The 23,031-nt window shown below is 59.6% G+C and carries 21 protein-coding genes and 1 tRNA gene; 9 read left to right on the forward strand and 13 right to left on the reverse strand.

The window, feature by feature from the left end; genetic code table 11:
- Nucleotides 1-87: 87 nt before the first annotated feature.
- The 6 genes from FKG95_RS16300 to FKG95_RS16325 all read right to left on the reverse strand — a co-directional run bounded on the left by FKG95_RS16300 (nucleotide 88) and on the right by FKG95_RS16325 (nucleotide 6,547).
- Entirely contained in the window at nucleotides 88-1,182 is a 1,095-nt protein-coding gene (locus FKG95_RS16300; RefSeq protein ID WP_142897445.1) for a DNA polymerase III subunit delta', read from the reverse strand.
- Nucleotides 1,182-1,820, reverse strand: a complete 639-nt coding sequence (gene tmk / locus FKG95_RS16305) for a dTMP kinase (protein WP_142897446.1) — start codon at nucleotides 1,818-1,820, stop codon at nucleotides 1,182-1,184. Before tmk ends, FKG95_RS16300 begins: the two co-directional genes overlap by 1 nt.
- 174 nt (nucleotides 1,821-1,994) lie before the next feature.
- Nucleotides 1,995-3,245: a D-alanyl-D-alanine carboxypeptidase family protein gene (locus FKG95_RS16310; RefSeq protein WP_246116806.1), complete on the reverse strand. Its 1,251-nt coding sequence runs from the start codon at nucleotides 3,243-3,245 to the stop codon at nucleotides 1,995-1,997.
- Nucleotides 3,246-3,387: 142 nt separating this feature from the next.
- Entirely contained in the window at nucleotides 3,388-4,389 is a 1,002-nt protein-coding gene (locus FKG95_RS16315) for a septal ring lytic transglycosylase RlpA family protein (protein WP_142897447.1), read from the reverse strand.
- Nucleotides 4,390-4,533: 144 nt separating this feature from the next.
- Nucleotides 4,534-5,763, reverse strand: a complete 1,230-nt coding sequence (locus FKG95_RS16320; protein ID WP_179954124.1) for a lytic murein transglycosylase — start codon at nucleotides 5,761-5,763, stop codon at nucleotides 4,534-4,536.
- 304 nt (nucleotides 5,764-6,067) lie between these two features.
- Nucleotides 6,068-6,547 carry a hypothetical protein gene (locus tag FKG95_RS16325; RefSeq protein ID WP_142897449.1) on the reverse strand — a complete coding sequence of 160 codons (480 nt, stop codon included), beginning with the start codon at nucleotides 6,545-6,547 and terminating at the stop codon, nucleotides 6,068-6,070.
- A gap of 181 nt (nucleotides 6,548-6,728) precedes the next feature.
- Between FKG95_RS16325 and FKG95_RS16330 the strand changes: the two genes are divergently transcribed.
- The 5 genes from FKG95_RS16330 (at nucleotide 6,729) to FKG95_RS29700 (ending at nucleotide 10,201) form a co-directional block, all read left to right on the forward strand.
- Nucleotides 6,729-7,139 carry a hypothetical protein gene (locus tag FKG95_RS16330; RefSeq protein WP_142897450.1) on the forward strand — a complete coding sequence of 137 codons (411 nt, stop codon included), beginning with the start codon at nucleotides 6,729-6,731 and terminating at the stop codon, nucleotides 7,137-7,139.
- 198 nt (nucleotides 7,140-7,337) lie between these two features.
- The gene (locus FKG95_RS16335) at nucleotides 7,338-7,826 is read left to right on the forward strand and encodes a FliM/FliN family flagellar motor switch protein (protein WP_218940224.1); all 489 of its coding nucleotides are present in this window, start codon (nucleotides 7,338-7,340) and stop codon (nucleotides 7,824-7,826) included.
- A 270-nt stretch (nucleotides 7,827-8,096) separates the two neighbouring features.
- Nucleotides 8,097-9,161: a type III polyketide synthase gene (locus tag FKG95_RS16340; RefSeq protein WP_142897451.1), complete on the forward strand. Its 1,065-nt coding sequence runs from the start codon at nucleotides 8,097-8,099 to the stop codon at nucleotides 9,159-9,161.
- Complete coding sequence (locus FKG95_RS16345; protein ID WP_142897452.1) at nucleotides 9,158-9,676, forward strand: isoprenylcysteine carboxyl methyltransferase family protein; 519 nt, start codon at nucleotides 9,158-9,160, stop codon at nucleotides 9,674-9,676. Before FKG95_RS16340 ends, FKG95_RS16345 begins: the two co-directional genes overlap by 4 nt.
- Before the next feature lie 372 nt (nucleotides 9,677-10,048).
- Entirely contained in the window at nucleotides 10,049-10,201 is a 153-nt protein-coding gene (locus FKG95_RS29700; RefSeq protein ID WP_179954125.1) for a hypothetical protein, read from the forward strand.
- Between the two features lie 250 nt (nucleotides 10,202-10,451).
- Here FKG95_RS29700 and FKG95_RS16350 read toward each other — a convergent pair.
- Nucleotides 10,452-10,541 (reverse strand) — tRNA-Ser (locus FKG95_RS16350).
- Nucleotides 10,542-10,848: 307 nt separating this feature from the next.
- On the opposite strand from FKG95_RS16350, the gene FKG95_RS16355 reads away from it, so the two are divergent.
- Both FKG95_RS16355 and FKG95_RS16360 read left to right on the forward strand, forming a co-directional pair.
- Nucleotides 10,849-11,103, forward strand: coding sequence for a hypothetical protein (locus FKG95_RS16355; protein ID WP_142897453.1), 255 nt, complete (start codon nucleotides 10,849-10,851; stop codon nucleotides 11,101-11,103).
- Between the two features lie 311 nt (nucleotides 11,104-11,414).
- The gene (locus FKG95_RS16360) at nucleotides 11,415-13,622 is read left to right on the forward strand and encodes a tetratricopeptide repeat protein (protein ID WP_142897454.1); all 2,208 of its coding nucleotides are present in this window, start codon (nucleotides 11,415-11,417) and stop codon (nucleotides 13,620-13,622) included.
- 148 nt (nucleotides 13,623-13,770) lie between these two features.
- Here the strand turns inward: FKG95_RS16360 and FKG95_RS16365 are convergent, their stop codons facing one another.
- The 3 genes from FKG95_RS16365 to FKG95_RS16370 all read right to left on the reverse strand — a co-directional run bounded on the left by FKG95_RS16365 (nucleotide 13,771) and on the right by FKG95_RS16370 (nucleotide 16,898).
- On the reverse strand, nucleotides 13,771-14,670 hold the full coding sequence (locus FKG95_RS16365; RefSeq protein ID WP_142897455.1) for a hypothetical protein: 900 nt from the start codon (nucleotides 14,668-14,670) through the stop codon (nucleotides 13,771-13,773).
- A gap of 878 nt (nucleotides 14,671-15,548) precedes the next feature.
- Nucleotides 15,549-15,683, reverse strand: a complete 135-nt coding sequence (locus tag FKG95_RS30350) for a hypothetical protein (RefSeq protein WP_281281470.1) — start codon at nucleotides 15,681-15,683, stop codon at nucleotides 15,549-15,551.
- Nucleotides 15,684-15,851: 168 nt separating this feature from the next.
- Nucleotides 15,852-16,898, reverse strand: coding sequence for a hypothetical protein (locus tag FKG95_RS16370; RefSeq protein ID WP_142897456.1), 1,047 nt, complete (start codon nucleotides 16,896-16,898; stop codon nucleotides 15,852-15,854).
- A gap of 295 nt (nucleotides 16,899-17,193) precedes the next feature.
- Here FKG95_RS16370 and FKG95_RS16375 point away from each other — a divergent pair, with 295 nt between their 5' ends.
- The gene (locus FKG95_RS16375) at nucleotides 17,194-18,432 is read left to right on the forward strand and encodes an MFS transporter (protein ID WP_142897457.1); all 1,239 of its coding nucleotides are present in this window, start codon (nucleotides 17,194-17,196) and stop codon (nucleotides 18,430-18,432) included.
- A 191-nt stretch (nucleotides 18,433-18,623) separates the two neighbouring features.
- Entirely contained in the window at nucleotides 18,624-19,433 is an 810-nt protein-coding gene (locus FKG95_RS16380; protein ID WP_218940225.1) for a sterol desaturase family protein, read from the forward strand.
- 81 nt (nucleotides 19,434-19,514) lie between these two features.
- Here the strand turns inward: FKG95_RS16380 and FKG95_RS16385 are convergent, their stop codons facing one another.
- The 3 genes from FKG95_RS16385 to FKG95_RS16395 form a co-directional block, all read right to left on the reverse strand.
- Entirely contained in the window at nucleotides 19,515-20,102 is a 588-nt protein-coding gene (locus FKG95_RS16385; RefSeq protein WP_142897459.1) for a PAS domain-containing protein, read from the reverse strand.
- Nucleotides 20,103-20,369: 267 nt separating this feature from the next.
- Nucleotides 20,370-21,845, reverse strand: coding sequence for a phosphotransferase family protein (locus FKG95_RS16390; protein ID WP_142897460.1), 1,476 nt, complete (start codon nucleotides 21,843-21,845; stop codon nucleotides 20,370-20,372).
- Entirely contained in the window at nucleotides 21,830-23,026 is a 1,197-nt protein-coding gene (locus tag FKG95_RS16395; protein ID WP_142897461.1) for an acyl-CoA dehydrogenase family protein, read from the reverse strand. The genes FKG95_RS16390 and FKG95_RS16395 overlap by 16 nt, the downstream gene beginning before the upstream one ends.
- Between the last annotated feature and the right edge of the window lie 5 nt (nucleotides 23,027-23,031).

A 23,031-nucleotide genomic window follows, 5' to 3' on the forward strand; every position in this document is an offset into this window, starting at 1 on the left:
ACCTGCTTCTCCGGTAACCGCGTCTGTAACGTCGTAAAGGGCCCTGCGGGTCCCGGCATCTGATCGCTGGAGACAGAGGAAACGGCTCTAAGCCGTGAGCGCCTCAATCTCGGAAAAGACACTGATCACAACATGCTTGCGGTCGAGGTTCGCGCGATCCGCCGCGTTGTACAGAGCCGAGGTCTTGTCCCACAGCGTGAGCCACTGCGCAAGAGGGCGGCGGTCCAGGAGCCGCGCCATGATCTCGCCTTCCCCCTCGACCACGGGCGCGGGCATCTGACCGCGCGCGCCCCCGTTGATCATGCGGGCCAGCCACCAGAGCAGCAGCTCCATGCCGGTGCGGAAGGTCTCTCCCCCGCTGTCCCGGGCAAGCTGGTCGCCGAAGGCCTGAAGCTTGACCACATCCAGGCGCGGCAGGTGAGAAATCAGGTCCATCAAGGCTTTATAGAGCTCCAGTCCCCCGATCGCATGAAGCTGCAGCGCGTTGCCGATCGAGCCTTCCGCCAGGCGGGCGAGCGCCTGAGCCTCCGCCGGATCCAGCTCCGGTCGATGCTGCTGCAACAGAGAGAGAACGCTATCTTCGGCCAGCGGAGCGAGCGGCAGATGGCAGCAGCGCGAGTGAATGGTCGGCAGCAGGCGCGCGGGCTGATGACTGATCAGCAGCAACAGGACGTCGTTGGGTGGTTCCTCAAGGATCTTCAGTAAGGCATTGGTTGCACTGACATTCATATCATCGATGGGATCGACGATCACCACGCGCCAGCCGCCTTCCGTCGAGGTCTTGCGCAGGAAGGAGACCACGTTGCGGGCATCTTCCACCGGTATTACCGAGCGCATCTTGCCTTTCGGGTCGACGCCGCGCTCGACGGTCATGAGATCGCCGTGTCCGCCCGAAGCCACCCGGCGGAAGACTTCGTTGGCGGCGTCCAGGCTGAGGCCGTCCGGCGCACCGCCGAAGAGTCCCGGCGCCGAACTGCCGCCGTTCAGCACGAAACGGGCAAAGCGGAACGCGAGGGTCGCCTTGCCGATCCCGCGCGGCCCATGGATCAGCCAGGCGTGGGGCAGCCGTTCGGACTCGTAGGCCGTCAGCAGACGTTGCTCCGCTGCGGGATGGCCGATCAGTTCGGCATTCTCACGCGGGGCAAGGGTTTCGATTTCGGGGGCGGAAGCAGCGCGGGCCATTATGTCAGATCCAGTTCTAGGCGGTTTCGGAGCAGATCCAAAATTCGGCTCTCGAGGGCTTCGATGCTGTCCCGGGCTGGCACGAGCGCGCAGCGCTCCGGGGCCCGTTTGGCAATGTCGAGAAAACCCTCGCGAAGCCGCTGGTGAAAGGCCAGATCCATGGACTCATAGCGGTCCTCGCCGCCTGCCCGGCTGCCGGCACGCCCCAGTCCTTCTTCGGGATCGATATCCATGATGACGGTCAGATCGGGAAAAATGTCATCAACAACAATGGCTTGAAGGCTTTCAATGATATCCCGGCCAAGCTCGTGCCCGTAACCCTGATAAGCCATGGTGGAGTCGATAAAGCGGTCGCAGAGCACCCAATGACCGGCGTCCAGGGCCGGGATCACCGTCTTTTCCAGGTGGTCCCGGCGGGCCGCAAAATGCAGCAGGGCTTCGGTCGTCGCCGACCAGCGTTCCGCCTCGCCATTGACCAGCAAAGCCCGGATTTGTTCCGCACCCGGACTGCCGCCCGGCTCGCGCGTGGTCGTGACCTGCAAGCCTGCCGCGGAGAGCTTTTCGGCGAGCCGCTTGATCTGCGTGGTCTTACCGGCGCCCTCGCCGCCCTCGAATGTAATGAACTTTCCGCGCACCATGACCGAACCTTGCCGCTTATCCGAGGGGTCGTTGTGGTTCAGAGTACCAGAGCAACCCCAAGCGGGCTGTTTTAACTCTCGGGGTGATCACTGGACAAGCGCGCAGGCACTGCAGGTTCAGCAGCCCCCTCGCCCATGAGCCCCCCCGGCTCATCAGCCTTCGTCTATCCGGCTTCAGGGAGCCCCGAAGATGAGGTGCTTTACCCCCGCCGTGATCTTTCCGAACCCGCCGAGTTGACCCACGGCGGCGCCGGTCACCAGAGGGATCTCGATGGTCTCCACATCCTTGGCTTCGACCCGCAGGGTTGCAAGCTGCGCCCCCTCCTCGATCGGCGCCGAGATCGGACCTTCGTAGGTCACCGTGACCCGCATGGAGTCCCGGGCCTGACGCGGCAGCGTGATAAGCACGTCTTCGGCGGTCACCAGTGGCACGGTGTTTTCTTCGCCCAGCCAGACGGAAGCCTCCTCGACGGTTTCGCCTGCCGAGAAGAGCTTGTAGTTGTCGAACTCGCGGAAGCCCCACTGCAGCAGCCGGGCCGATTCCTCACTGCGGGCTCGAACGCTGGGCAGGCCGTTGACCACCAGAATCAGGCGCCGGTCATCCTTGACCGCCGAGGACGTCAGGCCGTAGCCCGCCTCTTCGGTGTGTCCCGTCTTCAGGCCGTCGGCGCCGATATTCATGTAAAGCAAAGGGTTACGGTTGCTTTGTTTGATATCGGACCAGGTGAATTCGGTCTGCGAATAATAGTGATAGTACTCGGGAAACTCGGTGATCACGTAGTTGGCCAGGGTCGCAAGGTCCCTGGCGGTCATGCGGTGGTTCGGATCGGGCCAGCCGGTCGCATTGGCAAAGGTGCTGCCGGTCATGCCGATTTCGCGCGCTTTTTCGGTCATGACGTCCGCGAAGGCCTCCTCGGTTCCGGCCAGACCTTCAGCGAGAACGATGCAGGCATCGTTGCCCGATTGCACGATCACGCCCTGCAACAGGTTTTCGACGCTAATCTGGTCGCCGACCCGCACGAACATCTTGGAGCCGCCCTTTTTCCAGGCCTTTTCGCTGACCGGCAGCTTCTCTTCCAACGACAGGCGTCCGTCTTTCAGCCGCTCGAAGACGACCACGGCGGTCATGATCTTGCTCATGGAGGCCGGCGGCATGGATTCCTCGGCATTCTTTTCCAGCAGGACCGTGCCCGTGGCAACGTCAATCATATAGGCTTCGCGTGCCTGCGTTTCCAGCACCTGAGCGGCGGCGCCCCACGGGAGAGAGAGGCCGCTGACGAGCGCGAGACTGAGGGTAAAGCGTCGAAGATGTCTCTGTGGCATCCTGGGTTCGGGTCCTTTGAAGTCGTCCGGGGGCATTGCTGTAGCGGAATCGCCGATATCTGGTTTGCTCGTATCCGGGTTGCGGCTGTTTGGGCCGCTCATCAGATGCAGTTCTTGTGAGCGAACCTGCGGCAGAAATTTGGAGAAAATGAGGCCGCCCTTCATGAACACCGGCCTGTTACCGCATTTGTTCCTGGATCGTGTCCTGGGGCTCGGCCGCCATGGGAGTGGGCGCATCTCACGGTCATTCGACAATAACGCGCGCTTCGTTAAAGCCGTTTCCGTGCAGGGTCGCGAGCAGTCTGTCCGCCTCGGTCACCGAAACCAACGGACCGAGCCTGACCCGAAAATACTGCGCGTCGCCGATCTGGGCTGTGGCGATCTGGGCTTGACCCAGTGAAGCGAGCCTCGCGCGCAGCCGTTCTGCGTTCGCAACCCGAACGAAGGAGCCGGCCTGCACGAAGATGCTGCTGGCACTGACCGGTGCCTGGCTCACGACCCCATCCGGCGTCGGCGCGGTGATCGTCCTGCGCGCGGCGGGCACGGCCTTATCTGGTGTCGGGGCCGGGCGGGCCGCGACGACGGTGGTGCCGCCGGGAGCTGCCAGCGATTCTTCTGTCACGGTGACGGTCGGCGCTGCCTTGACCGGTGATGCGGTCGGTTCGGTCGCAACCTCCCCCGCGCGGCGCGAGGTCTGCGCGATTTGCGTTCCGCCGCGCTGGGCCAGGGCTGCGAGCTGGCGGCTTTCTTCTTCCAGGATCTCGACCTTGACCTTCGCCGTGCCCTGGATCCGGAAGCCCAGCAGTTCCGCTGAACGGCGCGAGAGATCAATGATCCGATTATTCGCGAAGGGGCCCCGGTCGTTCAGCCGCACCACGATGGAGCGTCCGTTCCCGAGATTTGTAACCCGGACCATGCTCGGCAGCGGCAGAGTCCGGTGGGCGGCGGTCAGGTCGTATTGATCGTAAATCTCACCATTGGCGGTTTTACGCCCATGGAAGCCAGGGCCATACCAGGAGGCGATCCCGGTCTCGACGTAGTCATAATCGACTTTCGGGTAATACCAGATCCCCCGAATCTCATAGGGCTTGCCGACCTTGTACGTCCCTTGCGATGTCGAGGGGGAGGTTCCCGGAATACTGACCTGCTTCGCCGTGTGTGAGGCAAGTTCCAGCTCCGCGCAGGACGAGACGATGAGGCCCGCTGCAGCGAGGGCGATCCAGGCCGAGACACGCCGTTTGATCATTATGATGAGCACCTGAAGGAGGTTAACTATAGAATCGGCAGTTTACTTGGTCTTTCGTGCAACAGCAATCGTCTGCTTTTCACCTTAAAACAGAGTAAAAAGAGTGGCCTGAGCGCACCTTTTTCGTCAGTTCGTATCCATCAGTCAGTTGGCGACCGCTGCGCGCAAGCGTTCCAGAAGGCTGATATCGGCATAGCCGTCGGCCGGAATGGTAGACCTGCGCTGGAAGGCTTTGATACCCGATCTCGTTTGCCGTCCCGCGACACCATCAGGCCTGCCGACGTCATACCCAAGCCTGTTCAGAAGTGTTTGAATTTCTTGGATTTCAGCGCGCAACAAGGGTTTGTCGTTGGCGGGGGCCTTGGCCAGGAGCCTGCCTTTGCCTTCGATCCTGTCCGCGAGGTGACCGACGGCGATGGCGTAGAAGATCGAATTGTTCCACTTCAAGGTTGCGCGGAAATTGCCGTAAACCAGGAAAGCCGGTCCTTTGTGCCCCGCCGGCAGAACCAGCGAGCCCTCGACATTCGCGACCGGGAGGTTGCGGCCGTCGGCCCGCCGTACGCCAAGCGCCTGCCAGTCCCCGACCGTTTTTTTGGTCTGGAACCCGATCAGTTCGAGATCGAAGCCGGGCGGCAGTTTGACCTCCCTGCCCCAGGTTTCGCTGTCGTTCCAACCCAGATTGCTCAGGAAGTTGGCCGCCGAAGAGAAGATGTCCGGCATGCTGTTCCAGAGATCCCGCCGGCCGTCGCCATCGGCATCGACCGCATGGCCGAGAAAGGTCGAGGGAATGAATTGAACCTGCCCCATGGCACCGGCCCAGGATCCGGTCATGCGGGAGGACGCGATATCGCCGTTGTCGATAATCTGAAGCGCGTTGATGAGCTGGGTGCGGAAGAAGTCGGCGCGGCGGGCGTCGTGGGCCAGGGTCGCCAGCGCCGGGATCACTTTAAAGCCGCCGGTGTTGGAGCCGAAGTTGCTCTCCAGCCCCCAGAAAGAAACCAGGAAACGCGCCTGCACGCCGTATTTCCTCTCGACTTCGGAAAGAAGCCTCGCATGCTGGACCATCAGTTCCTGGGCTTTTTTGACTCGGGCATCGTTGACCGAGCGGTTAAGGTACGTCCAGAAGGTCAGGGAGAACTCCGGCTGCCTGCGGTCCAGTTCAATGACCCGCTTGACGGGAGCGATGTCCTTGAAGGAGCTGTCGAGGATCTCCTGAGAGATCCCCTTTGCCCGGGCCTCCCGCTTGAAAGCCTCCACCCAGTTCAGAAAGTCCTGATCGACCGCTTCAGCTTGGGCCCCTGCGTTGCCTTGGTCCGGAGTTTGACTGTCCGTTTGGGCAATCGCGTGGGGAATGGCGAACGACAGACCCGCCAATAGCGAGAGACTTAAGACGGCCCACCTCAACTCTGACGGAATCTTGCCGCGGCAAAAGGCCGGAAATGCCGTATTTGCCTTTAGGAATCGGGAGCTTACGAATCGGAATGCCATCGGAGAACCTCTGATCAGGAGCGTCATGTTTCTTCTGCCACAGAGGGGAACGGCGCGCAATCGGACTGTCAGCCTACGAGCGGAACCTGGCAAGAAGCTGGTCTATTTGAGAGTGCAATGCGCGGCTTTAAGTCTGAAGCGGCCGGACCTGCGGGAAACGGGCAGCCCGCAGCCAGAAGTCAGCCGGAAGTCAGCCAGGCTCGATCCTGTCGCCGCGGTGGTAGACCCGGCAGCGTGTGGTCCCCTGGCTGCGGAAGACGTAGATGTTGTCCGGCACCGCAAAACCCTGCGGGTCGGAGAGAGTTTGGCGCGATGCTGTCGCCGCGCCGTAAATCTGACCCTTGAGGACCGCGACGTAACGGCGGTCGCGCTTTTGAACAAACTTGCCGTCGCGGCACAGCTTGCTCAGCTCTTTATCCAGGTTCCAATTCCCCTCGCCCAAGCTCTCGTCGCTGCGAAAGATAACGCCTGGCCGGATCGGCGGCAGTCTGGTTTTGCCGTGGGGGATCGCCGCGGGCTGGGTGGTCACACGCTTTGGCGGTGTCGCGTAATGCCGGGGGTGTGTCACCGAGATTTCCGCCGCTGCCGGCGAAAGCCAAAGCAGTGCAAGAATCGCAACGGCTATCTTGGATGGAAAGGCACTGTGCATCACATATACGTTTTGGTTCAAATCATTGTTTTTTGCAGGTTAGAGCTTTCTTTATAAGACCGGGTTAACGGAAATTTTGCCGCCCAAGAGAGAGAATTACGCCTCTTGCTGCACGCTTGGGCTGATGGTTTCACTTCGATGTAACGAATGACGCACCTCAACCCACCTCCAGGGACGCTCCGGGTGCCGGGGCGGAGAGCCCATGATGAATGAAACCGCATTGCATCCCGGCGAAGACGACACCGCACCAGATCTGGCCAGCGTTGAAGAGACTGCTGAGGCTGGAACGGCTGAATCGACACAGCGGCGCCGGGAGCTGAGAGATTTTGACGTGACGGGTGAAGTCACGATTTCCGAGCGGAGCTTTCCGCTCAAAGACTGGAGTTCCAGCGGCTTCGGCATCGATTCCTGTGATCTTGAGTTTGAGGATCATGCCAGGGTGCCCATCGATTTCAGCGTGACTCACTCTTCCGGCACGCTCTCCTTCTCCTGCAAAGCGGTGATTGTCAGATCCGATACGGTCGCCTGCGAGGTGGCCGGTGCCTTTGTCGAGATGGCGCGGGAAGACCGGGTTGCGGTTGCCGCGTATTTCGACGCTTTGGAAGAGGGCTAAAACCGCTTTTTCGCGCGAAAGCCGCCTTGACCGCCGTCTTGCGGCGCAATTTCCACCATGGTTAACAAATCTTTATCGATTGCAGTCCTTTAATGCCTCGAAGGACTTATACCGCACGCGCGGTCTTCGGGTTGAGCCACAGTGATGGACTGAAGCAATCCGGAGCAAATCAAGCGATGCCTGGAGCAGGAGTACGAGATGGCGGACGAGGACGAGGGCGAAATGGACATGGCAGCCGCGATGGCTGCGGATCCTGAGCTCGGCCCCCAGTCTGATGACGACGAAGGCGAGTTGGATATGGCCGCCGCGATGGCGGCGGACCCCGAGCTCGGCGCGCCTTCCGACGATGACGAGGGGGAGCTCGATATGGCCGCGGCCATGGCTGCGGACGAGTCGCTTGGTCCCCAGTCCGACGGTGCCGATGCCCCGGACCTTGGGCCCCTGATCGACGTTCCCGCCATCCATGGTGTTTCTCTTGAGGCTTCGGCGATCCTGGGCACGGCCCTGATGCCGGTCAGTCAGCTTCTCAAGATGGGCCGAGGCGCCGTAGTCGAGCTCGATAAATCGATCGGCGACATGATCGATATCAGCATCAACGACCAGATGGTGGCTCGCGGAGAAGTGATGATCAAAGAAGACCGCCTCTGCATCGAGATTACCGAGATGGTCAAACGAATCAGCAGCTAAAGCCAAGCTCTGACCGCTGCGGGCCGTTTAGGCCCGCCAATGCCCCTGTTCGCTTAAAATCCCTGCTTTATGGCGCAGCGAAGCCGTCTGAAGCGCGTCTGTCGCCGTGTGTCTCATTATTGCCCGGCATTTGATCCTGTCCGGCTGAGACCGGCTCATAGCTTCTGTTTCCGCCAATCTGCCCGCGCTCTTCACAACAGCGTGCCTTTGATCTCGCCGGTATCCGGCCACATCTTGGAATAAGACCCCAGGCTCAGGTGTTTTCGTTCCATGACATATCTCCCCAAGTTGCTCTCCCTCGCGACGGCGGTTCCGCCTTTCGTTTTGAAACAGACCGAAGTCGCGGCACAGGCCCGCGACCTCTTTGCCCATAGGGCCAGGGACATCGATCGCCTGATGCCGGTTTTTACCAACGCCGGGATCGAAACCCGCCGCTCCTGCGTGCCGCTCGAGTGGTATAGGGAAGCCGCGGACTGGAAAGACCGAAATGCGATCTATGTGGAGAGCGCTGTTGAGGTGCTGGCCGATGCGACCCTCAAGTGTCTGAATCAGGCGGATATGGCGGTTGAGGAGGTCGATGCTATCATAACGGTCTCGACCACCGGTATTGCGACCCCCAGCCTCGACGCCCGCCTGATGAACAAACTCGGCCTGCGCAGGGATATCATCAGGCTGCCGGTGTTCGGGCTTGGCTGCGCAGGCGGCGTCCTCGGTCTGTCGCGCGCTGCCTCCTTCGCCGCGGCCATGCCGGGTAAGAATGTGCTGCTTCTTGTGGTCGAACTCTGCGCCCTCACCTTCCGGCCCGGTGACCTCTCCAAGAGCAACGTGATTGCCGCGGCCCTTTTCGGCGATGGCGCTGCGGCGGCTCTTGTGAGCACGCGGGCCCCGGCCGCCTCGCCGCACAGCCAGCCCCTGCTCGCCGCTGCGGGCGAATACACCTGGCCGGACTCGCTGGATGTGATGGGCTGGCATATCGAAGACGACGGTTTCGGTGTGCTTTTCTCACGGGATATTCCAGCCATTATCGCGGAGCGCTTCGGTCCGGCGCTCGACGGGTTTCTGGCCAGCAACGCCCTCAGCCGGGCAGATCTCAGTGAATACGTCTGTCATCCCGGTGGAACCAAGGTGTTGGAGGCCCTGGAAAGCACCCTCACATTGCCGCAGGGAGCGATGCGCGATGCGCGGGATGTGCTCCGCGAGTACGGCAACATGTCCGCAGCGACCGTGCTGTTTGTTCTGGAGCGGGCCTTGCGCCGCTCCGCTGGCGAACGGCTGCTGATGTCATCGCTCGGGCCCGGCTTCACCGTGGCCTTTCAGGTTTTGGAACAGCCATGACGGTCTTTTGGAGTGTCCTGCTCGCAGTCGCCCTCGCCCGCCTGGCTGAACTGATCTATGCCCGGCGGAACACGCAGAGGCTTCTGGCGGAAGGCGCCCGGGAATATGGGGCCGGCCATTATCCTGTGATCGTGCTGCTCCACGCGGCCTGGCTGGCCAGCCTCGCCGTCTTTATTCCCGCGGATACGCCGGTCGTTCCCGGCCTGCTCGTCCTCTTCCTGCTCGTGCAGATCCTGCGGGTCTGGGTGCTTGCAAGCCTTGGCCGCTATTGGACCACCCGGATCATCACGCTCCCGGGCGTGGCCCTGGTGCGCAGAGGTCCTTACCGCTTCATCCGGCACCCCAATTATCTCGTCGTGGTTCTCGAGATCGCGCTGTTGCCACTCTGTTTCGGCGCCTGGGAGATCGCGGTTGTCTTCTCACTGCTCAACGCGGCAATGCTGTTTTGGCGCATCCGGGAGGAGAACCTGGCCTTGGCGGATCGGCGCGAGATTGTGCAGGAAAATCACGGATGAAATATAAGATCAGAAATCCTGCCTAAGCCTCTATTATTTCACGTGAAACAAATTCCGGATCAATATTTTGTGGTGCAAATCACTATTTTCGCGAAATATTGCGGTTAGCTGGTAAATAAAGTCTTTAGATCCTTGTTTTCTTAATTTTTTGATAAAATTTAGACTGTTCAAAACGCTTTTCACATCAGCCTTTTACTTCTATTGGAATCAAATAGTTAAAAAATATTTCTAAAGTAACGAAGCTTTAATAGACCTGAGGCTTCTGAAATTCATGATCCTATCGTAACGCTACCGGGATGCCGCACCAACCCGATCCGGGCTGGCGTAGCACACCTTGTCAGAGTGCGATCATCCGTAAACTTGGCGCCGCACGTGCGCGAGATGAAGGTCACCTCGCATCCCTGCGGTTCCACCAGAAGCAGCCATGGTGCCGTTGGAGGTGACGACCAGATCGCCGGGGCCGCAGCCATGACGCTGGCCCTTGCCTCTCTCGGTGCTTCGGGTGCGGTGTGGCAGATCCAGTGAACGTGGGTCTTGATTTCCTGGTTTGTGATCGGTGCGGGCTATCGGCCACGCTCTCGTCATCGCGGCGGATGGCATAGGGTGCATCGATTACTCAGACCCTTGAAAAGGCCATCCCGGATCACCCTGCCCGATTCCGGGATATCCCGCATCAAATCGGCCCTGGCACCTGCTTGATGCGGTGCTAACTATGGGACTGAGTCTGTGGACCCGACAATTCTGCCATTCGTTTCAATGAGATATGCCGGTTTAATGGCGGATGGGGTGGGATTCGAACCCACGAGACGCTCTCACGCCTGCCGGTTTTCAAGACCGGTGCCTTCAACCGCTCGGCCACCCATCCGCGAACGGCACCACTTTGGATACCGCCGTTTTGCTGCCGGAAAGACTGCCGTTTGACAGGCAATTGCGCTCCGGCCACCGCAACACGGGCAACCTTCTAACGCTTTTGCCCGGGCCACGTCCAGCGAAGATGCGAGAGAAATCCGGAACCCAGTCAGCGCTCCCGATGACTGGCGCTGCGTGACGCCCGGTGATCGCTCGCAGCCGCCATCATGGTTAAGACTTCGTCTAAGGCTTGTTTCACTCTATGCGAAGGAGTATCTCAGGCCTTGCTCCCGTTACGCCATAACACAGCTTGAGCCCTCCAGATGAGTGATACCCCCTCTCCTGCACTTCCCGAACTTTCAGAGCTGCAAGCTCACCTGGAGCAGGTCAGCCAGGAAATGATAGCCCTGATCCGAGCGTACGATCTCGATGCGACCTCGCCCTTCGACGTGATTCCGGTCGCGCGGGAAAAAATCACGAAACCTGAGGATTATGTGCGTTTCCTCGAACTTTCTCTTGAGGGACGTATTTACGGCGAGGCGGCGGCAGCGGTGATGGAAGCGCAGAAGGTCAGTTGATCCGGCGCGGTCATCACCGCGGTTTTCGCTCCTTTTTGACGAACACACTTACTGTGTATTTATCTTGGGGCTCAAAAAATCATATAATAATCAATATGTTGAATGACTCTCTACGGCTCCTGCGCAACCTGATGTCCGTCCTTTCGGATCAGTAAGGAACGGCTGCAGGCCTCTCGAATTCGCACGCGATTTTAGTAAAATTACCTTCCCGGGGATATAAGCCTAAAAAGCGAGACAGTAATCGCGCATTAATGAAGCAGGTTCATAATTGCCTTCGATTTTCATTAGCTTAGAGGCTGGTAGAGGCACTTATGATGGGCTCAGAATTCCCGATCAAGACCGCCGCGAAAACAATCCTGACGGGTACGGCTCTGCTGTTCCTCGGCGCCTGCGCGAGCGTGCCCGTCACGTCCGATCGCGAACAACAGGTTGGATCGGCGCAGATCTTGTCGATCTGTGAAAAACTCGCCAAGTCGAACGACACGCGCATTGCGATTGGACTCTGCGAGAAGGCCCATATCGACGACCCGGATAATCCGCTGCCCCTCCTGATCCTGGGTGACATGCTTCAGCAACAGGGTGCACTGGCTCAGGCCGGCCGTGCCTACGGCATGGCCATCGACCTGGATCCCGAAAATGTCGAGGCGCATTATGGACTGGGCAAGGTCTTCCTGGCCCGCAATCAGTATGAATTGGCCACCGAGCAATTCGAAGTCGCGCGCGAACTGAATGCCAGGGATCACCGGCTCTATAACGCGTTGGGTGTGGTTCTGGATAATCTTGGCGATCACGTCGCGGCGCAGGAACACTACCGGATTGGTCTCGAGTTGGCGCCCAACAACCGCGCTTTGATGAAGAACCTGACGCTTTCCCGCCGTCTCGATAATTCGGTCACCACGCCTGCGATTGGCCCGCAGTTCGAAGTGGTGCCGTCACCCGCTTCGACCCCCGGAAACACGCCGAATGGCGGTGGCGGCCCCGCGGTCGCGCCCCGCTCGACGCCGCAACAGCGCCAGGATCCGGGTGCCCCGGCCGGCCGGCTGGGCCACGAGCCCCTTGCCTATGCCCCGAATACGCCGCCTCAAAAAGATCCCTACCTGCCCGAAACGAAGTCTGTCGCTGCGCAGACGTCCACGCGCCAGTTCGCCGTGACCGCCCGTCATTCCCCGTCAGAAGCAGGCCTCACCGGCGCCGATGTCATCGGTCCGAATGAGTTTCCTGTCACGATCCAGGCCCGCCGGACGCCCCCGTCTGTCGCGCAAACCCGGTCTATTCCGCAGGTCGCCACCACAGCAGAAAGAGAACAGGAAAAACGCCTCCTGATCGCTCAGTCCGAAGCCATCGATCCGCTCCCGGCCGGCGAAGTGAGGCCCGCCGGCACAGGAAAGTCGCCGACCGCCGGTTCAGAGGCATCAGGTTCAGAGCCCACAGGCCTTAAGACCGAAAAGAGCTCTCTCGCATACTTCCCGATCGTGGCTCCTGCCCACAACCAGCCCGGGACGATCGCCCAGAATTCGTCGGCTCAAAATTCGTCGGCTCAGATTGACGTGCAGCCAGTCATTGAAGCTTCCCCCGAAAATTCACGCGAAGGCCTCGCCGTTCTTCACCCTGCCCTTAACTCCATTCGCGTGACCGCGGCGCCGCTGCCCGCGCCCAAAGCACCTGTAACAGATGCGGCCGTCGCTGCCGGCCCGAAGATTCTCGCCGCCGGCCTGAAAGCGGAGATCGTTGCTTCTGAGCCTCTGGCAGCCGCAACGGTGGCGCCGCAGCCCCTCCAAATGGCCGCCCTGCCTCAGGACCCGATCGGGGCTCAGAGCCTGCAACCCAAAGAGCGGATCCGGGCAATTCCCGCCAAGACCCTGGTGCCCACCAGCCTTGCCGAAGTCCTGACCGCCGAGACTTCCGCATCGGCCTTGACCCTGGATCTCGACCCGGCCGCTGATGCCGCCGTAAAATCGGCCGCCAAATCCGGCGCCGAGCTTGCCGCGAACCCTGCTGCAAACCCTGCCGTTGTAGTGGAGAGCCCTTCGGCGCCTAAGTCGAAACTGGCACTGGGTGCAAACCGCTTCGGCGTCGAGCGCCCGGAAAAGGCCGTCGCGGCCGCCCGCCCTTCCGATGCCGCTAAGGTAAAAAGCCTGCCTCGCGTGCCCCGTCATCGTTTCGGACGCGAGCATGAAGACGATCATGAGACGCGCCATGTGGAAGGCGAGTTTTGGGATCTTGTCGACGTAGTCAATCCGATGCAACACATTCCGGTCGTCGCTTCGATTTACCGGGACGTGACGGAAGACGAGATCAAACCCGCCGCCAAGATTGCCGGCGGAACTCTGTTCGGCGGTGTCCTGGGCTTCGCGTCTTCGATCTTCGACTCTGTGGTGGAAGAGGCCTCCGGACAGGATATGACCCAGACCGCCGTCTCCGCTCTCTCTCAAGATCAGGACGACGATGCGCGTCACGTTGCGGCCCTTCGCCGGGAAAAGGCCGAAACCGAGCGCCTGCTGCAGGAATCACGCCGTTGAGGTGAGGCACGAACACCCCAGAGTCACCGTGTGGATCTGCACCGGGACAAACAAAAACGACGCTTGATCACACCCGGTCAAGCGTCGTTTCTTTTGGGGTCAGTCTGCGCCAGACAGACGACGAACCCGCCTCAAGACCGGGCGCCAGTCAGACCACCGAGCTTTGCACCGGCATCAGCGGGATGTCGACGTTTTGGCTGATGAGGGAATTCGTCATCAGGATCGGGTGGTTGTTGTTGTCACGCCAGAGCGTGCGCAGGCACTTGTAGCGGCTGCGCCGGTATTCACCGTTCGGGCGCCGGATACGGGCGTCCACATGCTCATACTGCGGCATCCCGGATTCCCGGATGACGGCAAGCGCTTTGGCCACCCAGATACCATAGCCTGAGTCGAACTGATGCTCGACCGGTTGACCAATCCCCTCTTGTGGCCAGGACTTGCCGTAGACCGTGAAGTCGTCGCCGATGAAGGTGAACTTACCGCTGCCCTTGCCATCAGACGGCTCGATCAAAAGCGTTCGGGAAAGAAGGCCGAACTCTCTCAGCAAGGGGATTGTCTTTGCACTGAAGACGCCGGCGGACTCGCGCCAGGTCCGGAGCAGATTGCTGAGACGGCGGGCCTCTTCGCCCTTCTCACGGAACAAAATCTCCGGGTCTTTCGCCGCTGCGAAAAACTCCGACCTGCGCCGCAGTTGTTCCGCCGATTGTGCAATTTCCATGACCCTCAGGCTCGCCGAGGAGCCGTCGAGATGCTTCTCGAAGGTCCAGCCGTGGAAATCGTATTTAAGCACGACGGACTTGAGTTTGGGAATCAGCAGCAGCGCGCAGGCTGCGGTTACCGCCTCCTCGGCCATGTCCATGGCGCGGAAGGTGAGTTTAATCTCCTCCCGGGCCTCACTGAAATCAACGCCGATCCAGCCCTTCTCCCGCACCGCGTGATCAACGGCATCGGAAACGGCCCGTCCGCTCCCGCTTGACGAAAAGGCACTGTGGCCAATCACCGGGCAGCGTTTCCCATTATTGGTGATCAGAAAACTCTCGTTATGCATCGCCGACTTACCGACAGTTTGTCTAGGCGAAGTATAGAAAGTTTGATCAGCGCTTGCTAGTTCCTAATTATATCAACCAGAGCACTATAGTTGCCCTCTTATTGCAACAACCATAGCAAGAATTGAATTCTTAATTCATAATCCTGATCTAGTGGATAAAAGGATACCACCACAGAGCATTTAATTTTAGTGCAAGTCTTCGATATTTTCTTAGTTGTATAGTTTTGGCGGCATCTGTCTTTGGTTGTATTTTGTTTGCCTTAAGCCGCAGGTTTAATTCAAGTTTTCCAAGACTCATCGTTCCAAAAATACCGTATGACAGGCGTCTGTGAACTCTCTTCTCCTCAAGCGCTTTTTTTCTCAGAAGTTGCATGTTTCCGGTTTTAATTAAACTATGTAACCGCAGGATCGGATCGGAGAATGGGCCCCTTTCCGTCCTTTTCATAGGCAGGTCCAAAGGCCTCGGCACCTATCCGCCAGGTTGTGTCAAAAGCTGTCAATATACACTTTTGGAGACTTTGGCCTGATCAGGCTGCGAGAAGCAAAGATGGTCGATTGCGCCTTTGGAACACGCGTTAACAGCGGAAAAGCCGGAACACCCCGCGGGTCATATGCGGACGTGTTCCAGCCATTCGAGACGTTTCAATGGGGTTGATGGCAGCGACTTTGTTCTGCAAGTCCGTACCTTCAGCCTTCGATCGTCTCGAGGCCACCACCTCCTCGAGCAACCGCACCCCATCGACGGCCCGAAGGCGATCTATGACCCAACCCCCCTCGACGGAACGATGCAGTGTCTGGCGGTCCTGCGCGCGCCGCTCATATGCAGCTGTTCTGCTTACCCGAACACCGGGCCGGGTCTCGCGCCGTTCAGCTCGGACCTATCGGGCCATGACCTCGAATGCCGTGACCCAGCCATAGGTCAGAACAAATAGGAAGAAGCAGAAACTGCCAATCGCCGCGATACTGCTGAGAAGCATGTCGAGATTGTTCGGTTGTTTTTGGATATGAAGCATTGTCGTCCCCTTTCTGCATCCTGTTGAAAGCAAGATAGGGGAAGCCGAGTCACGAATCAAGAACAAAACATGAACATTTGATACACAAGGAACCAGGTCCGTGAAAATTGAGAGAATACGGGCACTTACCGGGCGCCCGACGGGTTGATCATGTAATCTGGGAGCCGGTCAGACGACGATATCAATCGGGTCCGGACGTGCGGCGGGAGGGGCCGCAGGTGTGTCCAAAAGCTGATTGACGCTGAGTTGCTGAGCCGGAGCAGCCTGTTCCGAAACCCGCAGCAGAATATCAAGCCGGAAGCTCTTCAGGGTCTCACTGCTGCTCTCGGTGTTCGCTGCCTGGTCCCCGGAAATCAGAACCAGGGGCTTTGGCTCCGCAGCGTCACCGGCCTCATCAGCCTTGGCCTGATCCGGATCGTTCCCGACATCGCTGAGACCGTCGTTGTCCGCCTGCGCGGCGATCAGAGCCTTATCCTTTTCGCCGGCTTCAAGCTGAAGCCCGTTGAAGAAGTTCCCGCCCAACAACTGATCGAGATCGATCTGACCGCCACTGTTGTTCAGAAGGGTGCCTGCACCTACGTCATTCACGAAATCACCGGTGCCGATTTCAATTGAGATAGAGACTCTGACGACGCTGGCCGTAAAAGCGCCCGATTCCGCGTCGTAGGAAACCTCAAGCTGTTCCGCAACCAGAGAGGCGCCATAGTAGAAGTCGCCGTCGCTCTGCTGCGCCCTGGTTTCCTGCGCGGTGATTTTGCTCATTTCGAGCTGAAAGGACTCGCTCTGCGTCGCGCCCGTCACTGCATCACGGGCCGCATTTGCCGCACTTGCCGCTTCACTGGCGCTTAAGCCAAGGGCGGTGAAAGCCTCCTCCAGCTGATTGCGCAATTCCTGGATGGCACCGGCAACCGCCTGTCCCAGGTTGCCCAACCCGTTGAGCGCGTTGTTCTGGTTTGCGCCGGCCGCGTTTTGTTCTTCGCCGAAAGCCTGCAGCCGCGCCCGCGGCGAGAGACGCAGTGTGGTCGCATCGCGGTCGAAACGGTTAAACGCGCCGCCGTCCGCATCGCTTTTTTCAAGAGCCGGAACCGCGCCCGCGGGATTTTTGACACCGCCGCTGGAATCGGCGGAAGCCGGAAGACCAAGAGCATTGGCATTGAGCCGATCCTTGGTTTGCTGCAAGAGATCGGAAGCCTGGTTCATCAAAGCGGACAGCATACCTTGCGTCTCCTCGTCTCGATACGGCCTGTCATCCTGCGATCGCAAGAGGCCGTCGGGATTTGTCTAAAACACCGTTAAGCTGCCTCATTATAAAGCCTGCCCCTTGCAGAAACGTTAATTCCCGCCGCTTACACTTACTCAGGAGTCGCGCGTTATAGCCTTGATTATCGGCGGGCCTGTGTCATGAAGCTCCAGCGTGGCGGTCGCCGCTTGCCGGCAGCGGTCTCATCCCTGTCTCGTCTCGATCGCACGTGCCTGCCCGCTCGTCCCTGCTTCCGGAACCCCTGCTTCTATGAGCTATCTCTCGTTCATACTCGCCAATCCGCGCTTTTTGGGCTTTGGGCTCTTCCTGACCTTTTCTTCGAGTTTCGGACAAACCTTTTTCATCTCCTTGTTCGGAAATGAATTGCGAAATGACTTTGGACTGAGCCACGGCGAATTCGGTGGTGTTTATTCGCTGGCGACCCTGAGCAGCGGAGTCTTCCTGATCTGGGCCGGGCGCGCGATCGACCGTCTGGATCTGCGGCTTTTCACCGGACTTGTGGTCTTGGGACTGGCGGGCGCCAGTTTTATCCTGGCAAATGCCACGTCGCTTCTGCTGCTCGGCCTGGCGATCTTCGGGTTGCGTCTCTTCGGTCAGGGGCTACTCGGCCACATTGCCATGGTCTGCATGGCCCGTTACTTCGAAAAAGCCCGGGGCAAGGCGGTCAGTCTTGCAACCCTGGGCTATCCGCTCGGTGAGGCCGCCCTGCCCTTCATGGCGGTCGCCGTGCTGGGGGCCTACGGTTGGCGGGTATCCTGGGAATTCTTCACGGCCGCCATCGTGATTCTGATCTTTCCGATCGCAATGCTGCTGCTGCGCTCCGCGCCCCATCGGAACGTGACCGAGCCCGACAATCCCGGATCCAGCAGTAAGCGAGCGGCACGCAAGTCTTCCGGCCGGGAGGCTTCTCTAGGTGAGGTGCTGCGCGACAGCCGTTTTTATCTCATTCTGCCTGCCATCCTGGCGCCCTCTTTCATCACGACCGGGATGTTCTTTCATCAGCGTCATCTGGCGGATGTCAAAGGCTGGAGCCTGGAGCTCCTGGCCTCCGCCTTCGTGATCTTCGCCATCAGCCAGAGCCTGACCGGTCTCTCGGCCGGACAGGCGATCGACCGTTTCGGCGCGCGCCGTCTGCTGCCGGTCTTTCTACTGCCCATGGGCACAGCCATGCTGCTCCTCTCTTTTTCGGATGCTTCGCTCAGCGCTCAGCTCTACATGCTGGCGACCGGAGCCACGGCGGGCGCGGGTGCCGCGCTCTTCGGGGCGCTATGGGCAGAGCTCTACGGCGTGCGGCATCTTGGCGCAATCCGTTCTTTCGTCACCTCGCTCATGGTCTTTTCAACCGCCCTTTCTCCGCCTTTTATGGGTTTGCTGTTCGACGCCGGTATCGCCTTTGAAAGCCTGACCCTGGGCTATTTTATATACTGCGTCCTGGTATCCGGCTTTTTGAGCTTGATCCTGCGCCGGAAAGCCTGGTCCGGCGTTTAGAACCTATCCCGCCATCCCCTCACGATTTCGCTACCGGCAAGAGAATGGAAAGCTTTTGCAATTACAAAGGCTTTGTTTACCATGTCGCGATTCTTGAGGGGGACTCCGGAAAACATATGATTCGTGTTGTTTTTTCTTACCTTTTGTGGCCGCTGCTGCTCGCCGTCTGCATTGGATTAACACAGTTTGGCATGCAGAACGGGCATGGAGTTCTGACCTTCAATTTCGTATATCTGGGGCTCGCGGTAACGCTGTTCCTGCTGGAGCGGGCCATGCCGCACGAAGCCAGCTGGCTGCGCAATGACGGGCAGATGCTGCCTGACCTTTCGCACACGCTGCTGAACAAGGGCCTGGTGCAGATCCTGGTCGTGACTGCGACGACCATGGGCGCTGCCGAGGCTCTGGCACCTGAGGGCGGCGGCATCTGGCCCACCGACTGGCCTCTCGCCCTACAGATCGCTCTGGGCCTCATCGTGGCTGAGTTCGGCCTCTACTGGGCGCACCGCCTGTCGCATGAAATTCCCTATCTCTGGCGCTTTCACGCGGTGCATCACAGTGTCAAGCGGCTCTGGTTCTTCAACACGGGCCGCTTCCACTTTGTCGACACCGCCATCAGCATCGTCCTGAGCCAGCCTCTGCTGTTCCTGGCCGGCGCGCCCAAGGAAGTCTTCATCTGGGTCAGCGGAATTACCGCCTTCATCGGCATTCTGACCCACTGCAATATTCAAATGCGCTTTGGTGTGCTGAACTACATCTTCAATACGCCGGGCCTGCACCGCTGGCATCATTCGATGGACCTGCGCGAGGGCAACAAGAATTACGGCGAGAATCTCATGCTGTGGGATCAGCTTTTCGGAACCTATTTCGACGCCGATCGGCGGCCGCCAGCGGTGATCGGCATCAAGGATCATATGCCCGAGAGCTTTGCCGGACAGCTGGTACAGCCCTTCAGTCCGCGCAAACCCGACCTGCCCGTTTCCGCGGAGAGCGAGAAGGCCTGAGCGGTCTTTGACGCGCTGATTTCTCCGCCGGCATCCACGATGTCGAATCGAACCGTCACTCCGCGAGACGCAAAATGCCTCTCAGGCCTGCCTGGTGGCCTGCTGGTGCATTGGTGGTTCTATCGTGAATAGAGCGATTGGTTCGATGTGGTTTGGTTCGGTCAGCCAGATCGGACGTGCGGTCGGCACCGTCTTGTCCCTCACCTGTCCGACCAGAAGCATCGGTGGCCCCTCACCCTGCCCATCGAGGGGCAGAAAAATACGATTGACCTTCTTTGGCCCTTCTTCCTCGGTGTAGCCATAGCAGAAGGCGCTGTATACGCCGTCCTCGCTGATCGCGCCGATCCGGTAAAGTTCGCTGAGGTGCTCCAAGTAGGGCGTTCTGGGACCGCGTTCGTGCAGGTAACGCCCGGTCAGATCCGAGCCCTGAACAAATGCGATGTCCGATCCGGTCAGGCGAAACTTGATCCGCTGTCCCGCATCGTAGCACTCGGCGAGAATGATATACGGCAGCAGGTGCGGTATATCGATCGGATCGATATCGCTGCGGGACACGCGCTTTCCCGCAACGCGCAAACCGGACCAATAGCCATAGAGCTCACGCAAAATCTGATCGTCGATCTGATCCGGCGAGCTTATCGGCAAGCTATGGTCTGGCAGGACACTCATCGGAACAGTCTACAATAGATGTCTTTAGATAGTCTTGACTAACTATTGCGCGAAAAAGTAGATGCTTTTCGAAAACTGTAATGAACTTGGTTCGACGACATCATCTTCTTTTATTACTTTGTTTCATCAGATGTTTATCCAAATTCTTCGCGCTTCAAAAGTCGCATGGACAGCGCGTTTCTGACCACGCGCAACGATCTCAGGTGGTAAGCCTGCAGATACGACCGCAAGATGTATTCTGACGGTCTTCCGCCTGCTGTATTCCTGTTACCTCTTTTCCATCTCGAGTGCGCGCGAGATTGCTTCAAGCAACTCCAACTGCGGTGCCGTTTCGTTATCCGTTAGCCCAAATGAAACCGGCAGGCCGTCGGAGTCGGTGTCTGTCTGCCAGGTCGACTCCGACCTCGGTTGCAAATCGCCAAGGACGCACTCCAGAGCGTCACGGATCATACGGCCGTTTTCTGACTGTTCGGGAGTAAGTGAGGGTATGATTTCATCCCGGAACAGCGTGACCGCGCTGGCGAGAAGACGCGCAGTCGCTTCAGTTTCCAGCGCTTTAACCAAGTCCTCCGGCGCGCGTGTTGATTGAGCCTGCGCAGCTTTGGGTGTGATATCTGCCACGGAGTCTCTCCTTTTTGACGGGACCTCCGGGGCAATCATCTCCAGGAGATGCCGCTCTATCTGGGCCGGCCGCAAGCGTCCCGTGAGGCCCAGGTCGAGACTGCTTTCCCCACCTTCGAAAAACCGCTGCCCCTGTTGGCAGGCGATGACGGCCCAGCGGACGTGGGCCAGAACCTCCCAGAATCGGACGCTTTCAGAATTGACCTGCCGCCCTGAGGCCTGCTCGTAGGCCCGGTAGAACGCCGAACGCGTGCCGACACCGCCGGCCTCCAGATCAGGCCGGTCAAAGCGCCAGCAGGCCGCGCAGAACCAGCCGATATCGCTCATGGGATCGCCCCACTGTGCGAACTCCCAATCGAGGATTGCCTGCAAGCGCCCCGAAGGTGCCGCTTCCGGATCGACCATATAATTGCCGGTGCGAAAGTCGCCGTGCAGGAGACAAGGCTCCTCGGGTGGCGCAGGCAGATGGTCCGCGCACCACTGTAAACCCCACTCCAGAGCTGTGCGGGTTTCGACGAGTTCAGCCAACTCCTGCCGCCAGTGACGCACGGCGTTCTCCGCGGGGCTCTCGCCAGACGGTTCCAGAAACGAAAGGTCAGCCGGTAAAGCCTTGATCGAGTGTATTTTTGCGAGCTGCTGGCCGAGCTGTTCCACAAGCGACGGATTGCCTCGCTCAGGCTGATTGAGTTCCATGACCTGATGGCCTAGAGCCGTGCCGGGAACGTCGCGGCAGAGAAAGAAATCCGCCCCAATGACCTCCGGCGTCGTGCAGAGCCACAGCGGTTCCGGGACCAGGACGCCGGCATTCCAGGCCGTCCGTAGAAGTGCGAATTCCTCGGCTTTCGGGCGGCTGTCCGGCAGGCAGGTTTTCGCCGAGGTCCGGAGCACGTAATGCTCGGTTTGCGCAGCGGTGTTGTCCTTTGAGCCAGTGCTCTCGCCAAGACTGACGACGATCCGCCAGTTTTCCTGAACGGCGCCGCCCTCCAGGCGTGTGCAGGACAGGAGGCGGACATCGTCGCGTCCGAGATTTTGCGCGATGAAGTCTCTCAGGCCGGAGGCCGGATCCGTACGTCGGCTGTCAGCTCTGACCTTTTGGGATGCTTCTTCTAATGCCAGGACCAAAAACCCGAGCCTTCTTTCATATAGTTGCGGGCCAGAACCATCTTATGGACTTCGGATGCGCCGTCCACCAGACGGGCCTGCCGGGCATAGCGGTACATCCATTCCAGCCGGGTATCCTTGGAATAGCCCCGGGCGCCGCAAAGCTGGATCGCCGTGTCGATGGCTTTATGCAGGGTTTCGGAGACCGCCACTTTGGCCATTGAGACCTCTTTGCGCGCAAAATCGCCCGAATCGAGTGTGGCAGCGGCCTTCATGGTCAGCAAGCGGCCGATTTCGATCTCCATGGCGACCTCGCCGAGCATCCATTGCACACCCTCATGCTCGGCCAGCGTGGCGCCGAAGCTCTTACGCTCGCGGACGTAGGGGGCGGCAATTTCCACGGCGCGTTTCGCCATGCCCAGCCAGCGCATGCAGTGGGTCAGACGCGCCGTGCCCAGGCGGATCTGGGTCAGCTTCAGGCCATCGCCGACCTCCATCAGCCGGTCTTCGTCGGGAATTTCCAGGTTCTCGAGGTGAACCTCGCAGTGTCCGCCGTGCTCCTCGGGACCCATGATCGGAATCCGGCGTCCGACCCGGAATCCGGGCTGGTCATGGGCGACCAGGAAAGCGGTCAGGCCCTTGCGCGGATCGTCCGAGGTTTTTGCCAGCAGGATAAAGTGCTTGGCTTCCCCGGCGCCGGTGATGAACCACTTATGCCCATTGACGATCCAGCGGTCGTTCCGGCGCTCTGCGCGGGTCAGCATGGCGGAAGGGTCCGATCCGGATCCGGGCGCGGGTTCGGTCATGGCGAAGGCTGAACGGACTTTCCCGTCGATGATCGGTTGCAGCCAGCGTTCTTTCTGAGCTTCGGTCGCGACCCGGTTCAAAACAAACATATTTCCGTCATCGGGTGCGGCGGAGTTGAACACCACGGGTCCGAAGATCGAGCGGGCCATCTCTTCGTAACAGGCAGCCATAGCGACCGTGTTCAGTCCGCCGCCGCCCCGCTCCTTGGGCATCTGCAGCGACCAGAGCCCTTCCGCCTTGGCTTTGCTCCGAACCCTCTCCAGGACATCCAGGCAGATATTTTCGTGCGCATCGTAGTTGGCGGGATCCTCCTCCAGCGGCAGGACCTCCGCGGCGACGAAGTGTCGGATGCGGTCACAGAGTGCGGCGGTTTCGGAACTGAGAGCAAAATCCATGGGTT

Source organism: Denitrobaculum tricleocarpae (assembly GCF_007004665.1).
Taxonomy (GTDB): domain Bacteria; phylum Pseudomonadota; class Alphaproteobacteria; order Kiloniellales; family Kiloniellaceae; genus Denitrobaculum; species Denitrobaculum tricleocarpae.